17 protein-coding genes are annotated in these 16800 nt (G+C 37.7%); 5 read left to right on the top strand and 12 right to left on the bottom strand.

What is annotated here, in order from left to right; translation table 11 throughout:
* Positions 1–42: 42 nt before the first annotated feature.
* The 3 genes from AA650_RS07075 to trmB all read right to left on the bottom strand — a co-directional run bounded on the left by AA650_RS07075 (position 43) and on the right by trmB (position 2207).
* Positions 43–372, bottom strand: a complete 330-nt coding sequence (locus AA650_RS07075) for a hypothetical protein (protein ID WP_168634897.1) — start codon at positions 370–372, stop codon at positions 43–45.
* A gap of 288 nt (positions 373–660) precedes the next feature.
* Positions 661–1092, bottom strand: coding sequence for a hypothetical protein (locus AA650_RS07065; protein ID WP_053538492.1), 432 nt, complete (start codon positions 1090–1092; stop codon positions 661–663).
* A 410-nt stretch (positions 1093–1502) separates the two neighbouring features.
* Complete coding sequence (gene trmB, locus AA650_RS07060; RefSeq protein ID WP_053538491.1) at positions 1503–2207, bottom strand: tRNA (guanosine(46)-N7)-methyltransferase TrmB; 705 nt, start codon at positions 2205–2207, stop codon at positions 1503–1505.
* Between the two features lie 150 nt (positions 2208–2357).
* Between trmB and AA650_RS07055 the strand changes: the two genes are divergently transcribed.
* Entirely contained in the window at positions 2358–3461 is a 1104-nt protein-coding gene (locus tag AA650_RS07055; RefSeq protein ID WP_053538490.1) for a metallophosphoesterase family protein, read from the top strand.
* A 60-nt stretch (positions 3462–3521) separates the two neighbouring features.
* On the opposite strand, the gene AA650_RS07050 is transcribed toward AA650_RS07055, so the two are convergent.
* From AA650_RS07050 to AA650_RS07035, 4 genes are all read right to left on the bottom strand, one after another.
* Positions 3522–4778, bottom strand: a complete 1257-nt coding sequence (locus tag AA650_RS07050; RefSeq protein ID WP_053538489.1) for an FIST signal transduction protein — start codon at positions 4776–4778, stop codon at positions 3522–3524.
* Positions 4779–4947: 169 nt separating this feature from the next.
* On the bottom strand, positions 4948–5502 hold the full coding sequence (locus AA650_RS07045) for a Uma2 family endonuclease (protein WP_053538488.1): 555 nt from the start codon (positions 5500–5502) through the stop codon (positions 4948–4950).
* 107 nt (positions 5503–5609) lie between these two features.
* Positions 5610–6632, bottom strand: a complete 1023-nt coding sequence (locus AA650_RS28630) for a hypothetical protein (RefSeq protein ID WP_234413328.1) — start codon at positions 6630–6632, stop codon at positions 5610–5612.
* Between the two features lie 454 nt (positions 6633–7086).
* Positions 7087–7434: a hypothetical protein gene (locus AA650_RS07035; RefSeq protein WP_027402149.1), complete on the bottom strand. Its 348-nt coding sequence runs from the start codon at positions 7432–7434 to the stop codon at positions 7087–7089.
* A 272-nt stretch (positions 7435–7706) separates the two neighbouring features.
* On the opposite strand from AA650_RS07035, the gene AA650_RS07030 reads away from it, so the two are divergent.
* The gene (locus AA650_RS07030; protein WP_027402148.1) at positions 7707–8609 is read left to right on the top strand and encodes a cation diffusion facilitator family transporter; all 903 of its coding nucleotides are present in this window, start codon (positions 7707–7709) and stop codon (positions 8607–8609) included.
* 117 nt (positions 8610–8726) lie between these two features.
* Here the strand turns inward: AA650_RS07030 and AA650_RS07025 are convergent, their stop codons facing one another.
* The 4 genes from AA650_RS07025 to AA650_RS29070 form a co-directional block, all read right to left on the bottom strand.
* Positions 8727–8987 carry a chlororespiratory reduction protein 7 gene (locus AA650_RS07025; RefSeq protein WP_053538487.1) on the bottom strand — a complete coding sequence of 87 codons (261 nt, stop codon included), beginning with the start codon at positions 8985–8987 and terminating at the stop codon, positions 8727–8729.
* The gene (locus AA650_RS27670; RefSeq protein WP_199924397.1) at positions 8972–9250 is read right to left on the bottom strand and encodes a hypothetical protein; all 279 of its coding nucleotides are present in this window, start codon (positions 9248–9250) and stop codon (positions 8972–8974) included. Before AA650_RS27670 ends, AA650_RS07025 begins: the two co-directional genes overlap by 16 nt.
* A complete protein-coding gene (locus AA650_RS07020) occupies positions 9210–10415 on the bottom strand; it encodes a histidine kinase (RefSeq protein WP_199924396.1) in 1206 nt (401 codons plus the stop codon). Before AA650_RS07020 ends, AA650_RS27670 begins: the two co-directional genes overlap by 41 nt.
* A 644-nt stretch (positions 10416–11059) precedes the next feature.
* Entirely contained in the window at positions 11060–11263 is a 204-nt protein-coding gene (locus tag AA650_RS29070) for an AAA-like domain-containing protein (RefSeq protein ID WP_256366864.1), read from the bottom strand.
* A gap of 113 nt (positions 11264–11376) precedes the next feature.
* On the opposite strand from AA650_RS29070, the gene AA650_RS07015 reads away from it, so the two are divergent.
* Positions 11377–12705, top strand: coding sequence for an S-layer homology domain-containing protein (locus AA650_RS07015; protein ID WP_039204047.1), 1329 nt, complete (start codon positions 11377–11379; stop codon positions 12703–12705).
* Positions 12706–12786: 81 nt separating this feature from the next.
* On the opposite strand, the gene AA650_RS07010 is transcribed toward AA650_RS07015, so the two are convergent.
* The gene (locus AA650_RS07010) at positions 12787–13479 is read right to left on the bottom strand and encodes a peptidoglycan-binding domain-containing protein (RefSeq protein WP_053538485.1); all 693 of its coding nucleotides are present in this window, start codon (positions 13477–13479) and stop codon (positions 12787–12789) included.
* A 529-nt stretch (positions 13480–14008) separates the two neighbouring features.
* On the opposite strand from AA650_RS07010, the gene AA650_RS07005 reads away from it, so the two are divergent.
* Together AA650_RS07005 and AA650_RS27665 are read left to right on the top strand one after the other, a co-directional pair.
* Positions 14009–15427, top strand: coding sequence for a hypothetical protein (locus AA650_RS07005; RefSeq protein ID WP_053538484.1), 1419 nt, complete (start codon positions 14009–14011; stop codon positions 15425–15427).
* Positions 15428–15795: 368 nt separating this feature from the next.
* Positions 15796–16755, top strand: coding sequence for an IS110 family transposase (locus AA650_RS27665; protein WP_027404406.1), 960 nt, complete (start codon positions 15796–15798; stop codon positions 16753–16755).
* Positions 16756–16800 lie beyond the last annotated feature (45 nt).

Below are 16800 nucleotides of genomic sequence, written 5' to 3'. Positions count from 1 at the left end.
GAATTTACATCCTGTACCCTATGGCTAACGCCAAATAACTAATTATTTTTTACTGCTTTTACCCGCTTTGTGTCTTTTCTGCGCTTGTTCTAATCGTATTTTAATTTGTTCTAATTTATCACGGATTTTTAAAAAATCTTTATCAGTGTATTGGCTATAATACTCTCTAGCACTACATTCTAAAATGTCGTTTCTATTTACTAAATATCTAGCTAGTAAACTTTCATTAAAAAGAAAATCATAATTTGCTTGTAAATCCTTACAATTAATATAATTACTGATAGTTTTCACATATTCTCTTCTAAGAGAATGCTGTGATATTTTTGAATCCTCATCTACTTTTAGCCCACATTCCGCACCCCCCGGTGTCACAATCGGTAATTTCGGACTTTTTAATATATTAAAGGATGATTTTTATACAAAAAGGTCGAAATTTTATGTGGCGATAGCGAAGCGCTGCTGCAAGCAGTTCGCTAATCCCAAATCCCCCAACGACCATTTTTCGTTGTGTGACAGTTTAGGGTGCGGAAGATGGGTTTTAGTAGATCTATCTGATTTAGTTCAAGAGCATAATCATTTATTAGATGCAAAGCTGCATAAAAATACATAATAATAGCCCATTCAGGAAAATACTTTTGGGCTATCTTTGCGCTTTCTTCGTTAGCTTGAGATTGCAGGAGATAAATACTTGGTTCTGTCATTGTTGAAAATAATTATTTGATTTTTTTTATCCTCCCTAAACTTTCTAACTACTTGAACCTCAAGATGCCAATTTCTACTCTTAGTAAGGGCATCCATCTTCCATTCTGTTTCAACTGCAAAATCAGTAGCTTCCGTTAGAAGGTCTATTCTTTCACTAGGATTCACGGTAGCTAGTATTTCAAATATTATCTTACGTGAATCACCATTTTTGTTGCGTATTCCCCTAGCCGCTTGAACATTGGGTAAAGCTTCTAGTTTTTCAATTAATTTTCTAACTTCCGCTAATTCTGGGCGTATTTTTTCAACAATAAACCCAAAGAAATTTTTCAAAGCATTGGGTACAGCGAAGAGAGTATTGCTTTTTAATTTTTCTAGGTGTAAAGGAACCATTTTCGCCTCCTGAGATTTTAGAAGCCATAAAACTCCATAGATAAGTTAATTTGGCTCTTCGGCACTTGTTATGGCAAATATGAATTTATTTACTCCAAAACCTTTATAAATAAAGGATTTCATGGGTTTTGATGCCACACTTATGTTAAATCAACCGATGGATCAACCTAAAGTCCTTATATGGTAAGGATTTTACAATTTGATGGGCTAATCTAGCATAGTAAGTCCCGAAGAGCCTTTAATTTTATCTACATTAGTGGCTTTTGAGTTGGATTAAGTCGGTTTGGTGTTTAACCAGTTAATCAACTATATCACCCATTAAAACAAAAGTTAGTAATTTATCACTTTTAAACACGGGTTCAAAGGATGATTATATATACTCAAACAAGTCTAATCGTGTTTAGATTAATCTAGCAAGGGTTACAGCCTGAGCGTAAGTTTCTGTACGATTGCTCATTTACCCCAGGCTCTAAAATTTCAGTTTTCTTTGTAAATAAAGCCCTATATACTGGTTCACCTTTGTTTTGAGTGGCTATTTCCCGTTCTGTGGGGACAGGGAGAGGATTTTGGGCTAACCATGTTGTTGTTCCTAGCTTCTCAAATGCAGGATGTTCATCAAAGCGATCGCACATTTCCACTGCTACAAATTCTATATCAGATTGCAGAAAAACAACACCACCCACTGCTAAATATTTCGCTAATTCTGTGACTAATTCCGCTTGGACTACCCGACGTTTCGCATGGCGATTTTTAAACCAGGGATCAGGAAATTGAATTGTAACTTTTTGTAAGCTATCTTGAGGTAAAGTTGATAATAAGGAAATGAGGGAATTATTCACATTTGCAAACAAATAATGCAGATTGGTTAAACCCATTTCATCGCGGATTCTATTTGCTTCTACTACTAGGGGTTCTCGGATTTCTAACCCTAAAAAATTCCAATTTGGTTCTACTTGTGCCATTTTGAGGACAAATCTACCTCTAGCACAACCGATATCTAAATGTAGAGGTAGGTTTTGTTGGATATAAATCTTTTCCCATTCTGGAGAAGCGGTTGGGGTTTGGAATTTACTTGCCAGGGGGTTTACGTGCTGACGAACTCGAACAGGTGACAAAATTTACGCTCCTTTGAAAAAACACAATTTTAAACAAATGTATACAAATATTATTAAGTCTAAATATTCCTGCACAGGTATACACAGTGAGAGTTATACTTTGAGAAAAAGAATCTTTGCAACTTTATTTTTAACATTTTCTTAAAATCAATGAAACTCAATTTTCGTTTTGCTATCGTTAGCGACTTACACATTGCGCTTCCTGAAACAATCTGGGATCACCCTAGTCGGTTTCATTTGGTGGAAGTGAGTATTCCGGCTTTTGATAGTGTATTAGAACATTTAACCCAATTAGATTTAGATTTTTTGTTGATCCCTGGAGACTTAACCCAACATGGCGAATCAGCGAATCACAGTTGGTTACAAAACAGGTTATCACAGTTACCTTTTCCATCTTATGTTATTCCTGGTAATCATGATGTCCCTGTTTTAATCGCCAATCAACAATCAATTAGCTTTGCAGATTTTCCCTATTTCTACCAAAAATTTGGTTATGAAAATCCTCAACAACATTATTACAATCAGCAGATATTTCCAGGGGTGAGGTTAATTGGTCTTAATTCTAACTCATTTGATGATCAAGGTCAGCAAATAGGACGGTTGGATAGTCAGCAATTCCAATGGTTAGAACAGCAGTTAGCAGAGATTGATGATGAATTGGTTTTAGTTATGATTCATCACAACGTGGTTGAACATTTACCTAATCAATCAAATCATCCGATGGCAAATCGTTATATGCTGGAAAATGCTCCAGAACTGCGGACATTATTACAACGCTATGGAGTTAAGTTAGTATTTACAGGACATTTGCACGTTCAAGATGTGGCTTGTGCAGACGGAATTTATGATATTACGACTGGTTCCTTAGTCAGCTATCCTCATCCTTATCGGGTATTAGAATTTAACCGCGATGAATTGGGTAATGAATCGTTACAAGTTGTTTCTCATCGTGTGGAATCAGTGCCAGATTTTCCCAATTTACAAACATTATCACGGCAATGGATGGGCGATCGCTCTTATCCCTTTGTCCTCAAATTATTGACTTTACCACCTTTAAGTTTACCACTAGCACAGGCACAAACCCTAGCCCCCGGTTTACGGGACTTTTGGGCGACAATTGCCGATGGTGATGCTATGTTAGAATATCCCCACTTTCCGATTCATGTTCGTCGTTACATCGAAGAATATAGCGCAGTTAATGATGGGAATCCGGCTTTTATTGATAATCATAGTACGCTTTTAATTGGGAAGTAGGAAAAGGCAAGAGGCAAGAGGCAAGAGGCAAGAGGCAAGAAAATTTCTATTCCCTATTTCCTATTCCCTATTCCCTATTCCCTGTTCCCTGTTCCCTGTTCCCTGTTCCCTTAAAGAACGACAAATAGCAAATACAGAAGTATAACCATGGAGGAAAGTTCTGCCACTGACAGGACCGATTTCACCACCGCAGAAAAACCCACCCATTGGTATGTCCTGGACGTAACGGCTAAAGAGTTGAGAATCGAAATTAGGTTTGCCATAAAGACCTGTTCCTCGTCCTAAACAGGTAAACATCAAAGCGCCGACGGGAGAAGGTTGTCCGGCATTTTCACTTTGATATTCTTGGAGTAAAATTTCTAAATCTTGGGCTGATGCTTCGGCATCCCTCAGATGAAATTGTAACCTTTGTCCGGCACGAATGCGATCGCCAATTGCGATCGCCCCACCATTAGGATCTACTCCTAAAACATTGCGAATTAAAAAATCCCCCGAATGTAAATTTAGCCGAAATTCATCCATTGCTAAACCCACAAATAAAGAATGTTGCGCCAAAGTCCTTTCTTCTTCAGTCAAACTACTAATTAAATTTCGCAACACCATCAAAGGTACTTTTTCATCTAACTCTAAAATAATATTCCGTTCAGCTTTAGTGACTTGCAACGGTTCACCAATGGGACGACATCCCTGGGCTACAATAGTATCTAAGACGATATTGCCACTTAAAGCGATGCCTACCGTCCCTTCCCGATATAACTTATCATTACAAAATAAGCCCACACGACCATTCATAAAGCCGCTGCTGGCTTGTCCTCCCACCACCACCGAACCTGGATAAGCAAAATCTAACCCCTGCAACAAATCATTTGTTCCCGAAGCAAAGGGACTAGACAAGAGAATAAATTGAGGGACTACGGAAGGTGATACACCTACTAAATCAATCCAAGCAGTTGGGGAACTATCGGAATCTGGCAATTCTTCCGCCACAATATGAAAAGGTTGGATTTCGACACCGGGAAGATGGGCTAAAGTTAAACTCAGGGCTGGTTCTGCTTCTATTTCTTCCGTTTCTCCAGCCTGTTTTCTGCCAATGACACCCCCAGCACTACAACCAATTAATACAGGTACAGAAAGTTTTTCCGCCAATAAAGGCAAAAGTCGGGAATACTCACTCATAAAAGCAGAAGAAATGAATACCAGCCCTAAATCCGCTGGTGCTGTTAAAGATGCCACTGCTTGTTCTACAACATCGTTAATAGCCGCTTCTAAGGAAGGACGAGTTGATAGGGCATTTGTCCACTGCATTTGATCTGCCATGAGTTTTCGGCTGGTTTCTGTTTTGGGGTTAGTTGATTATTTTAACTAACTTTGTCGCTTGCTGAATAGAGTCAGATCCCCGACTTCTTAGAGAAGTCGGGGATCTCGTTGTTCAGTATAGGAAGTGGTATATTTATGATTTAATATCAAAAATTGAGGATATAAACACCTATTCAAACACAGGTGGCCATAATTCAGAAATGGCAATTTCCCAACCAGGAAATAATTCAGTTACGGTTAATTTATCATCTTCTGTTAATAATGTGATTTTACCATTAGGACGATAAACAGTAACAGTTAATTCATCAGGATTGATTAAAATTCCTACTTTTGCGCCTAATTCTAAAAATAATTTAAGTTTATCTTCTAATTTAGCAACTCTATCAGTTTTTGATTTAATTTCTACCACTAAATCAGGAACTAAATTTCCAAAATCTCTCACAGTCCGTTTTAATCTTGGGGCGGAAACAAAGGACACATCAGGAGCGCGTAAATCAGTATTTGGCATAATAAACCCACCACTGGAGTCAAATATTCTCCCTAATTTACGAGGATTAGTCCATAATTTTAACAAATATATGAACTCTGCACCAATTTCACTAGATTCTATATCCGATGGACCCATAATTAAAATATTCCCTTCTTGTAGTTCTATTTGATAGTCGTTATCATCATCTTTTAATATTTGTTCTATTTTTTCTAAGTTGTTAATTGTGAGAGTCATATAATTTTCATCTCCAGTAATATTTGTGATGATTTAATATTATAGCATATTTATTCAGATCCCCGACTTCTTTAAGAAGTCGGGGATCTAAAGGGGGTTTCCCCACCCTAAATTGTTCTTCCTCTGTTTTCCATAATATTACTTTTCAAGGTAATAGATAACTGTCGTAATCTTTCACTTACTTCTAAATTAGATTCCTGTGATTTTAAATGATTAGGTATTTCTGCTAATAAAAGTGGATTTCCTTGTAACCATTCATTCAAAGCTACCCCAGTCCAAGTACCTTCTTTTTCTCTGAAACCATCAACTAAACCTTTGAGTTCTTGAATACAAAATGATTCAAAACTCGCAGCATTAAAAATTGCAAATCGCAGGTATTCTTCAAAAGCATTAATATCATTTTCAACTTCAAAAAATACAGCTTCTTGTTCAACCGTAAACCCATTTTTGAGATTTGTTGAACTTGATTTTCCTACTTCTATCACTCCCAACACTTGTTCCCGAATTGCTGGGTTAAAAAGTAAATCAGCACCATATTTTACATATCTTTTGAGAACACTATAAGCAGGTTCTTCGCCAGTATAGTAGTTATCAACAATTTCAATATCTACCCCCAGGCTTTTGATGATTTTATTGCGAGTATCACTATTAACAGGTCCGCGAATCAAAACTTCTGCTACCGGACGTGCAAAGCGTAAAAATAACACAGTTAAACTAGTTTCTAATTTAGATAAAAAATAACTTTCTGAATTTTCAATTAGTCTAGCTTTGACTTGATTACTTCCCCATAATAAACTTGTCATATATTCAACTAAGTTTAAGGCTTCAGTTTGTAATTCTACAGCTAGTTGTCTAGCAATATTAGCTAAAAGTTTACTAATATCATTATACAAATCTTCGCGCCAAGCAAAGTTAGCTTTCATTCTGTCAAATTCAGGATTTGAGTTAGCCAAAAAGATAGTATTTTTCTTTGCAAATGTTTCTTTTCTGAGTTTTTGCATTTCTTGATCTACAATTTGTAGATATCTTTCTCGAAATTTCTCTATTTGAGTTAAAGAAGTAAGAGTTAAATTTTCTAAGTTTTTGTTAATAACAGAAGCATCATAGTATTTTTGTAAATCAGCTTTCATTATTAACCATTTTTGATTCCACCATTCTAAAAACAAAACTCGTTGATTGTTTTCTGCGAATAGCTTGGCTTGTTCAGGATTTTCTGGATGATTATACGTAGTTAGGTTTGGTTTTGTCTGTCAATGTCTCAAATCCTATTACATAGTATACACAGAATAGGGAATAACACAAGCCAAAGCAAAATAGAGGATAATAACCATACCTTCACCTCAGTTTTGTGACAAGTTGTATCTCATTATCTCGTTCCCAGTCTCTGACTGGGAATGCTATTCAGAGGCTCTGCCTCTGCTATTATTGAAGGCAGAGCCTTCTAGAATTCATTCCCATACAGAGTATGGGAACGAGAAAACGAGAAAAATGTCTGAAGTATGATTTTTAGGATTATTTTGATGAAGATGAGGGATTCATCATAAAAATCATCAAAATCACAAAAATCATAGTTTAGATGTTAATTTAAAACTGCTCTAAATACTGATTAAGATCCTCAATCACACGGGTAAGTTCCGCTTCTGTCGTTAACCGAATCCCTAGATTGCGAATTGTTAACAAAACTTTAGCTGCAAAGGGAGTAGGCCAGATATTAGGATTGCAGAATAGTTCTATGAATACATCCCCAGTGTAACGATACTCTAACGAGGGTTGGGGACTGACTTTACCTGTTCCTGGAGTTTTACTAGCAACAGCTTTGAGGCTTTTCATTAATTCATCTATTGCTGCTTTTAATTCTTGTGCTGCTTGGGGTGAAAAACTGACGGAAACAGAACCTTCTACTAGATTCAGTGTTAGAGGTACAGAAGACATAAGCTACTTATTAACAATAATTCGTAATTATCTATATTACCGGAATATGCTCTCTATTATATTTATAATATCCAGATCCCATATCCAGATCCCCGACTTCTTAAAGAAGTCGGGGATCTTTTTGTTCAATAAAGAGATAAATTCTTAATTAGCAAGTTTTGACCTATTTTCTATATATTTATTCTTAGCAACAAATACTTATTGGTGTACAGTAAGAGTTCAAGAAAACAAATTCTCTATTCCTTTTTTTCACAAATCACAATTATAAATATATGATTTACGATAACCGCACTGAAGTAAGAAGAGTTTTAATCATTACACTATTACTAAACATATTCGTGATGGGGTTAAAAGCCCTGGTGGGCTATTGGACAGGTTCTTTAAGCTTACTGGCTGATGCCTTACATAGTGTGACAGATAGTGCTAATAATGTCTTAGGATTAGTGGCTATTAAGTTTTCTTCACCGTTGCCAGATCGGGAGCATCCCTACGGACATAATAAGTTTGAAGCAGTGGGGGCTTTGGGTATTGCTGCATTTTTAGGAATAGCCTGTTTTGAAATTGTCCAAGGTGCAGTAGAAAGGATTCTCAAAGGTGGTGAACCTGTGAGAGTATCACCTCCAGAATTGTGGTTATTATTAATTGTTTTAGGAGTAAATATTTTTGTCGCTTTTTATGAACGGAATGTGGGAAAAAGGGTAGGTAGTTCGATTCTAATCGCTGATGCTACCCATACTATGAGCGATGTTTGGGTGACAATTTCGGTTATTGGTGGTTTAATTGGTGTGTGGCTGGGTTATCAATGGTTAGATGTGGTACTAGCTTTCCCGGTGGCTCTACTGGTATTTTGGAGTGGTTGGTCAGTCTTAACTGAAAATTTACCTTGGTTGGTGGATCAAATGGCGATCGCCCCAGAAACAATTCATGCGATCGCCGTTTCCGTCCCCGGTGTCCTCAACTGTCATGATATCGCTTCTCGTGGTGTCATTGGTCGTCAAGTTTTTATAGAAATGCACCTCATTGTAGATGCACCAGATGTAGAGACAGCCCACAACATCACGGAAGAAGTCGAAAAACAACTAGAACAACGTTTTCATCCTGTGAGGATTCTCATTCATGTTGAACCACCTGCATATCAGTCTGAGAGCATAACTTTTGAAACCGAACATAGATAAAGACAAGAATTCAGGAGTCAGAATATTTTTTAGATCAGGGATAGGGAGTAGGGATATAGCATTTCCTGATCATACTGAGTATATTATAGCATCGTCCTGGGAAGAATATTGTGGGTTTTATTTTTCCAACCTGACTGCATACCACTGTAAATATTTTCCTGGACCTAAATCTAAATTACAACTAGTATCTAGTAAATATTGTGCTTGTTGGCTGATTGAATTAAATTTTTGTAAATCTAGTGGTAAATCCTCCTGTGAGATTTGCAATAGGGTTGTTTCCAGCTTGAGTAGTAATTCAGCTACGGTGAGAAATTGTTCTGGTTGATTTGTCTCTAAAACAACAAAATCATCCTGTTGATACATTAATTGATTTGGCATTTTTGGTAATTGGTAATTGGTAATTGGTAATTGGTAATTGGTAATTGGTAATTGGTGATTGGTGATTGGTGATTGGTGATTGGTGATTGGTGATTGGTGATTGGTGATTGGTAATAATTTCTTATTCTGTTCCCTGTTCCCTGTTCCCTGTTCCCTGTTCCCTGTTCCCTGTTCCCTGTTCCCTGTTCCCTGTTCCCTGTTCCCTGTTCCCTGTTCCCTAATTCACGATGGATATACTGGCATTGTAAAATGAAACCATGCACCACCGTGGGGAGATGAATCTACCCAAATTTGACCGTAATGGGCGCGGATAATGCGTTGACATAAACAAAGACCAATTCCATATCCATCTGTGCCTCGATCGCGCTGGAGACGGAAAAGATTCTCAAAAATGCGATCGCGGTTTTCTTCGGGAATCCCTGGTCCTGTATCACCAACACTAAATTGAACTTTTTGGGTAGTCCGATGTAATCCGGCTACAGTGATAATACCACCAACAGGTGTATATTTGATGGCGTTATCTAAAAGATTAACTAGGACTTGCCGAATGCGTTCAGGATCAGCATATACATAGGGTAAATCTTGGGGAATATCTGTTTCTACCGTTTGGGATTTAGCTGTGTAGCGATCGCTCAATTCCTCTAATACTTGTAAACACAATTCCCCCAATTGTAACCTTTGTGGTACAATTGGCAATTCTATATCCTCACCCCGCCCGACCTGTAACAAATCAGCAATCATCCGATCAATAATCCGTGTTTGTGTCCGGGCCTGTTTTAATAAATGTATAGCCAGTCCTGGTTTCAGGCGGAGAAATTCCCCCGTATCTGGATTGTAATTAGATTGAAGAGTTTCAATAGCGATCGCCGCCGCCGTCAGAGGATTGCGAAGATCATGGGCTAAAATGGCAATCACTCGGTCTTTAAACAGTAGCTGTTCTTGCAGTCTCTCCTTTTCCTGCTTCAGACGAAAAATTTCATCCCCTAGTTGAATTGCCTCCGCCGAAGTAGCAACAGAATGAATGGTAGACTTAGGCGCAATCACCTGACTCTTCTCATCCAAACATTCTTGGGAATCTTCCTGTAACTTCAAAAAAGTGGTGACAGCGGTTTGCCAACGCGGCCAGCAGATTTTTAATTGCGGAATAATATTAGTACCAGCAATAGTTTGTTGAGGTTCGGGATGAATTTTAACCAAAGCAGGAGTTGCTACTAACTTAAAATGTTCCGCTAAATAGGGTTGTTCGCCAACATCAATAATTTGTAGTTCAAAACTATACCCAGCCTCTAATTCTTTTAAGTAAGCACGAATTCGCTGCACTTGTTGACGGGACTGAGGTCGCCCATCAATAAACAGCAGTAGTTGGAGTGGAGCCTCAGAATAAATAGGCTGATCCTGGGAAACTTGCATGACATCTTGTTTCAGCACTGGTAACAACCTGGGGACGCTTTACAGACGGTGAAATGAACTGACGTTGCTTAATGGCCGTTGTTTTTCTAATTTAATATCTATTTTAGATTCTTCCTACTGCAATCCGATCTATATTTTTGGGTGAAAGCGGATTTTTTCGGAATTTTGCTGCCATTTGCTCTTACTTTTACAGCTACTAGGCTTCTAGTCAGGAATTGTTGAACCTATCGTCACCTCCTTTAGCAATTATTTACAGAATCCAAAAAATAGCCCTAGTAGAAGTCAAGAGTCCCTTAATGTAGGCCTTTGCCATGTATTCTGTAACTCATTCAAGTGCATACCAACCTATAGCTAATTATGTAACACCGATGCAACTTGCGATCGCTTCCCCAATAGAAGCATTAAATCATCCCTAAGCCATCCATCAATTCTTACAAACAGCCGCAGAGTTGCCTTATTCCCAGCTTACCACTTCAAACCATTGGCGAAAACTTTCTATCAATTCCTCAAAACCTATAACCGCCACTATTGGCGTTGCAAAGCAATATTCCATTAACCAATAAATGTATAAATTTAGACTATAACATAACTTACGCAACTTACACATTGGTAGGGGCGCAGGGCCTGCGCCCTCGATTGTATTGCATCAAGCGCGACAACTGCTATATACGTTCTTGAAAATAAAAACGATATAAATTACAAAGACATTGCACATCATTTCCTTTAAATTCAATTAACCCCAAACTGCGTAATTTTAAAGCTTGAGTAGAATCTATTCTCATAGGAAGATCACTATTAATTATAGATGTGTAAAGGTTTAAGCTAAAAACGCATCTCTTCTTCCAGTGAGAGAAAAAATAAACCAAAAACAGTCGGTTAAAACCGACTTTAACTTTAAGACAGGGAATTTATTCCCTGGCTGACTACCCAACCTCAAAAATGCTACTGTAGAAGGTGAAAATCAATTTGTGATTTCTTTGTGTTTTCCCGTAACTACCCTGCTGTATTCCTGAGTTTTGCTGTTTTACTATCCTTAACAGCCTGTGCTAACAGTCAATCTGCTAAAAACCTAGAACAATCATTAGCGGCTGACCCTCAGTTGCAAAATAATCCTGTTCCCTTTGGCAAACCTCAGAGTCAGCAAACAACACCAAACCCCAACACATCAACAATTAAATTACCGGCTGATTTTCCCGCAGATATTCCCATTTACCCCAACGCCAAACTAGAGGAAGTTACACCAGCTAATTCCGAAAATAAAATATCAATTCGTTGGCAAAGTGCAGATCCCAGTAATATAATCACCAGCTTTTACCGCCAGCAATTTCAGGCTAAAAACTGGCAAATTGTCCAACAGCCTCAAGATGATGTAGATGGGACTTTTTCCGCCAAACGCAATGATTTACTCATCAATGTCACAATTAAACCACAAACTGTTACTAAAGCTGAACCCAATCAACCGCAAACAGCTACTAAATTATTAATTGAATATTCGTCCAATTCTCCAACTACGTCTACTAACCCAGTTACCCCTTCAGATAATCCAGAATTTATCGGTCCAGTATTACCTAAGACTGATAATACTAACGTAGTCACCCAGCCAACCCTACAGCCAACCACCCAACCGGAAACCTTAACAACTCAGGAATTTACTGATATTCAAAAAGCACCCCCAGAATGGCGCTCTCATATTCAAGATTTAGCTACATTAGGTGTTTTATCTATCGAACCAAAAACCAACGAATTTCTCCCTGATAAAATTATCACCCGTCGGGAATATGCCCGCTGGTTAGTTGCAGCTAATAATGCCATGTATGCGAATAATCCAGCCAAACAAATTCGGTTAGCATCCTCCAGCACTCAACCAGCTTTTAGGGATATCTTAACCAAAGATCCCGATTTTCCAGTCATTCAAGGATTAGCCGAAGCTGGTTTAATTCCCAGTGCTTTATCTGGAGATGCCACAGCGGTTTTATTCCGTCCTGATGCACCCTTGACACGAGAACAATTAATCCTCTGGAAAGTTCCTTTAGATACTCGCCAAGCCTTACCCGCTGCTAATTTAGAAGCCGTTAAACAAACTTGGGGTTTTCAAGATGCAGGTAGTATTGAACCGAAAGCATTAAAAGCAGTTTTGGCTGATTTCCAGAACGCTGAACAATCAAATATTCGCCGAGTTTTTGGCTATACAACCCTATTTCAACCCAAAAAACCTGTAACTCGTGCTGAAGCCAGTTCAGCTTTATGGTATTTCGGTACTCAAGGTGAGGGAATATCTGCAACGGAAGCTTTAAAGCTGAAAAGGTGAGTTTTATTTGATTTTGAGTAAACATCTGACAGGCTATTGTGCCTGTCATTTTTTACCGATTTCTAATTCTTGACTTTACTTTTACGGTGTAGGTGTAAGTGTAGGTGTAGCCGTTGGTGTAGGTGTAGGCGTAGCTGTAGCCGTTGGTTTAACTGTTGGTTTAACTGTTGGTTTAACTGTTGGTTTAGTCGTTGGTTTAGTCGTTGGTTTAACTGTTGGTTTAGCCGTTGGTTTAGCTGTTGGTGTAACTGTTGGTTTAGCTGTTGGTGTAACTGTTGGTTCGGGTTTAGTTACTGGTTTGGTAATGATAGTTTTAACTTCTTCATTTATTTTTTGACGAAGTTGTAAATCAGCAATCCCAGTTTCTGAGAGTTGATGTTTTTTCTGGTACTCCTTTACCAACTCTTCTAACTGGGGACTGTAGAATTGATCACGAGGAAGTAGAGTTTTTGGTTTAAGTACAGTATTCAAATTAGCTTGCAAAATTTGCACAATCATAGCAGCTTGATCTTGGGTTTGGGGACCTGCTTTCCCATCCACCTTTAACTTGTAGCCTGTTTGAAATTCAGTGATAGCCTTTTTAGTTTCCTCATCAGTCAGAGGATCTTTTTTAACCTTAACGTTATAACCCAATCCACGTAATACAGATCGGAATTCATCGGGCTTATAGTTGCGCTGACGAGCGGCAAAAGTCATATCTGAAGACACAACACTTGCTGCCACAATACAGGTTAAAGCTATAGTTACTCTAGACTTGTTTAAACCACACCACATCATAAAAACTCCTTGGGATTAAATCCTTGATACTAAGACACTAGCAGGTAATTCTGAAGTTTTTTTAACCTATGGCTTAACAATTAGTTATTAATTCTGATTAATTCGACTCTAATTGATTACTAATGAATATAACAAAAATTAGTTTTCGCCATCTGCCTAATATCTCCGAACTGATAAAAATACGCACTATCGCTGATCTATACAGATATACTAGGGTTTTAATGATATTAACTGCATCACTAAATAATTATGCACTGAAGCGTAATAATTTCCGGTGTTGCTGAGTAAAAGTATGATTTTATTATGCCTACGGCACGCTGCGCGAACACGCAGAGGCTCTCCAGGCGCAGAGAGTAAGAGTTTGAGAAATAGAATTTTCGACTTTCATACCCCAATTCACCAACGCCTAATAGTAGAAGACTCCTAACTTCTGACTCCTGATTTCTGCTATAACATTCATGACACTGGTTTTCAACCTGATGCTACTGTATTTCGTAAACCCTGCAATTTACTATAACTAGAAATCATGAGCAAATTAAAAATTTCCCAACACAAAAACCTATGGTTTGAAAGAGTAATGGCAATTACAGCTACTGTCAATTTAGGATTAGTTTTCTTGGATTTAAGTTATGTACCTTGGAGAGATTTTTACTTCCGTCAAATTCCTGTAATAACTCGATTATACGATCCAATCAAAGGTATTGAACCTCATCGTGAGACAAAACAATATCTAGAGGCAGTAGATGGATTAGAAAAACAGGTAATTCAAACAGGGTTAAACTCTCCTCAAGTCAAAACCAAGTTGGAGGAACTTCACTTTCTTAGCAAAGAGATGATTGATAGTAATCCTTTTGCGGGTGCAGGCAAGAGTGGAACGCTGGAAAAAATCAAAAACCGGATGCGGGAACACATCGGACAAAAATCTGCAAAAGGTGCATTTAATACTTTTTGGAGTCAGGAGTATTTATCTAAACATGGTTGGAATCAGGAAATAGCTTTTTTTAACCAAAAAATTCGCCCTGGAATTGCTAAAAACTATTATCGAAAAATTGGTGAGAATGGGGAATTTTTAGATAAATTCTGGATAATTGATTTACCATTTGTAGTTCTATTTGCCACAGAATTACTAGGACGTACTTTCTTAATAAAACGTAGATATAGCCATTTAAGTTGGTTGGAAGCAATTCTTTGGCGTTGGTATGATATATTCTTAATAATACCAATTTGGCGATATTTAAGAATTATCCCGGTTACAATCAGACTTGATCAAGCAAAGTTAATTGATTTTTATGTAATTAGACGGCAAATTCATCAAGGTATTCTTGCTAATTTTGCCGAAGAAATTACAGAAATTGTCGTAGTTCAAGTAATTAACCAGGTTCAAGGTTCAATTAAACGAGGTGAAATTACCCGTTGGCTACTAGAATCAGATCATCTGCGTTCTTATATAGATATTAATAATATCAACGAAGTCGAAGCAATTACTGGATTGTTAATTAAAACTCTGGTTAATCAGGTGTTACCTAAAATTCAACCAGAAGTAAATGCAATTTTGTGCCATAGCATCGCCATTGCTTGTCAACAATTACCAGGATATAGTAATATCCTCCTGTTACCAGGATTAGGTAAAGCTCAAACACAAATTAGTGAACAACTAGCCACGCAAATCACTAATAATATCTATGCTGCTTTATCTAGTACCATCAAAGATCCTGTCGCGGCAAAACTTTCTACTCAGCTAATAGAAAAATTCACAGCTTCATTTAGTTCAGAAATACAGCAAAAACAAGTTTTAGTGGAAATTCAAAGTTTACTAAATGACTTTTTAGAAGAAGTTAAAATTAACTATATTCAACGTCTATCTCAAGAAGATATAGATAAAATTTTGGAAGAAACTAGAAAAATGCGGACGGAATCATCCGGTAGTTTATCTATTCGCAAATAAAAAATGGCTCTACCGTTCCCTCCTTTATGTAAAACAATATTTATTGTAGGTTGGGTTGACGCAAGGAAACCCAACAACTCTTACTATCTTACCGCCAATGTTGGGTTTCGTGCCTCAACCCAACCTTGTATCTTAGAGGTATGTTAGAAGAAGTGGTAGACCGTCCCAACCTGGGTCAGAAAAGACCGCTTTGTAGCAAGGATCACCACAACAATCTCCATGACAGAACTCGAACAGTCGCCTGGGGTAAAAACTATGAACAAAGACATAGATAATATAGCCCGTATCGTGCAAGGATGAGTGAAATCAAGGGGATGAATAAAAACAAAACAAATTAAAAAGAAGTAATTGAAATTGGAGAGTTAAAAATGGATTATATCTCCCAATGGGTAGGCATTGACGTAAGTAAAGCAACACTTGATGTTTATATCCGTCCAATGGGTAAAGCATTTCAATTTGCTAATACTGAAACAGAAATAGCTAATCTAGTTAAGCAACTTCAATCTAACGATTTAAACCTAATCGTACTGGAAGCAACAGGAGGACTAGAAACAGAATTAATCATTCAATTGCAAGCGGCTCTTTTACCAGTAGCATTAATCAATCCTCGTCAGGGAAGAGACTTTGCTAAAGCTACAGGTAAGTTAGCCAAAACCGATGCCATTGATGCACAGATTTTGGCGCATTTCGGTGAAGCAATGAAACCGGAGGTGTTAGCAATCGAAAGTGAAATGTCACGTCAATTAGGCGAATTAATTAGTCGCCGAAGACAATTAGTAGAAATGTCTACAGCGGAAAAGAATCGCCGTGACCGCGCTCGTGGTAAAGCTTTGACAGATATTGAATCCCATATTGATTATCTTGAGCAACATCTTCAACAACTCAATCAAGAAATTGAGACGTTGACCCAAAATAATCAACAATGGATTGATAAAGTCAATCTACTCAAAACTACTCCTGGCATTGGTCAAGTAATTTCTACCACTTTAGTTTCTGACTTACCAGAATTAGGTCAATTAACTGCCAAACAAATCTCTCGCTTAGTTGGTGTTGCACCAATTAATCATGATAGTGGTCAGCACAAAGGTAAGCGCATGATTAATGGTGGTCGCGCCCATGTTCGTGCCATTCTTTATATGGGTGCTGTTGTTGCCATGCGTCATAATCCTGTTATCAAAACTTTTTATGAGCGCTTGGTTGAACGTGGTAAACCCAAAAAATTGGCCATTACTGCTTGCGTTCATAAAATGTTAGTTATTTTAAATGCGATGATTCGAGATCATCTTCCTTGGTCTATTTCTCAAGACTCACAACCAATTTCTGCATAAAGTTCTACTGTCGTTTTTATACCTCCAATCTAGTTTGGTAATTTA

Origin of the sequence: Anabaena sp. WA102 (assembly GCF_001277295.1) — a bacterium.
Taxonomy (GTDB): Bacteria; Cyanobacteriota; Cyanobacteriia; order Cyanobacteriales; family Nostocaceae; genus Dolichospermum; species Dolichospermum heterosporum.
The sequence above is the reverse complement of the archived record's forward strand: the minus strand, read 5'-3'. Positions and strand labels throughout refer to the sequence as shown.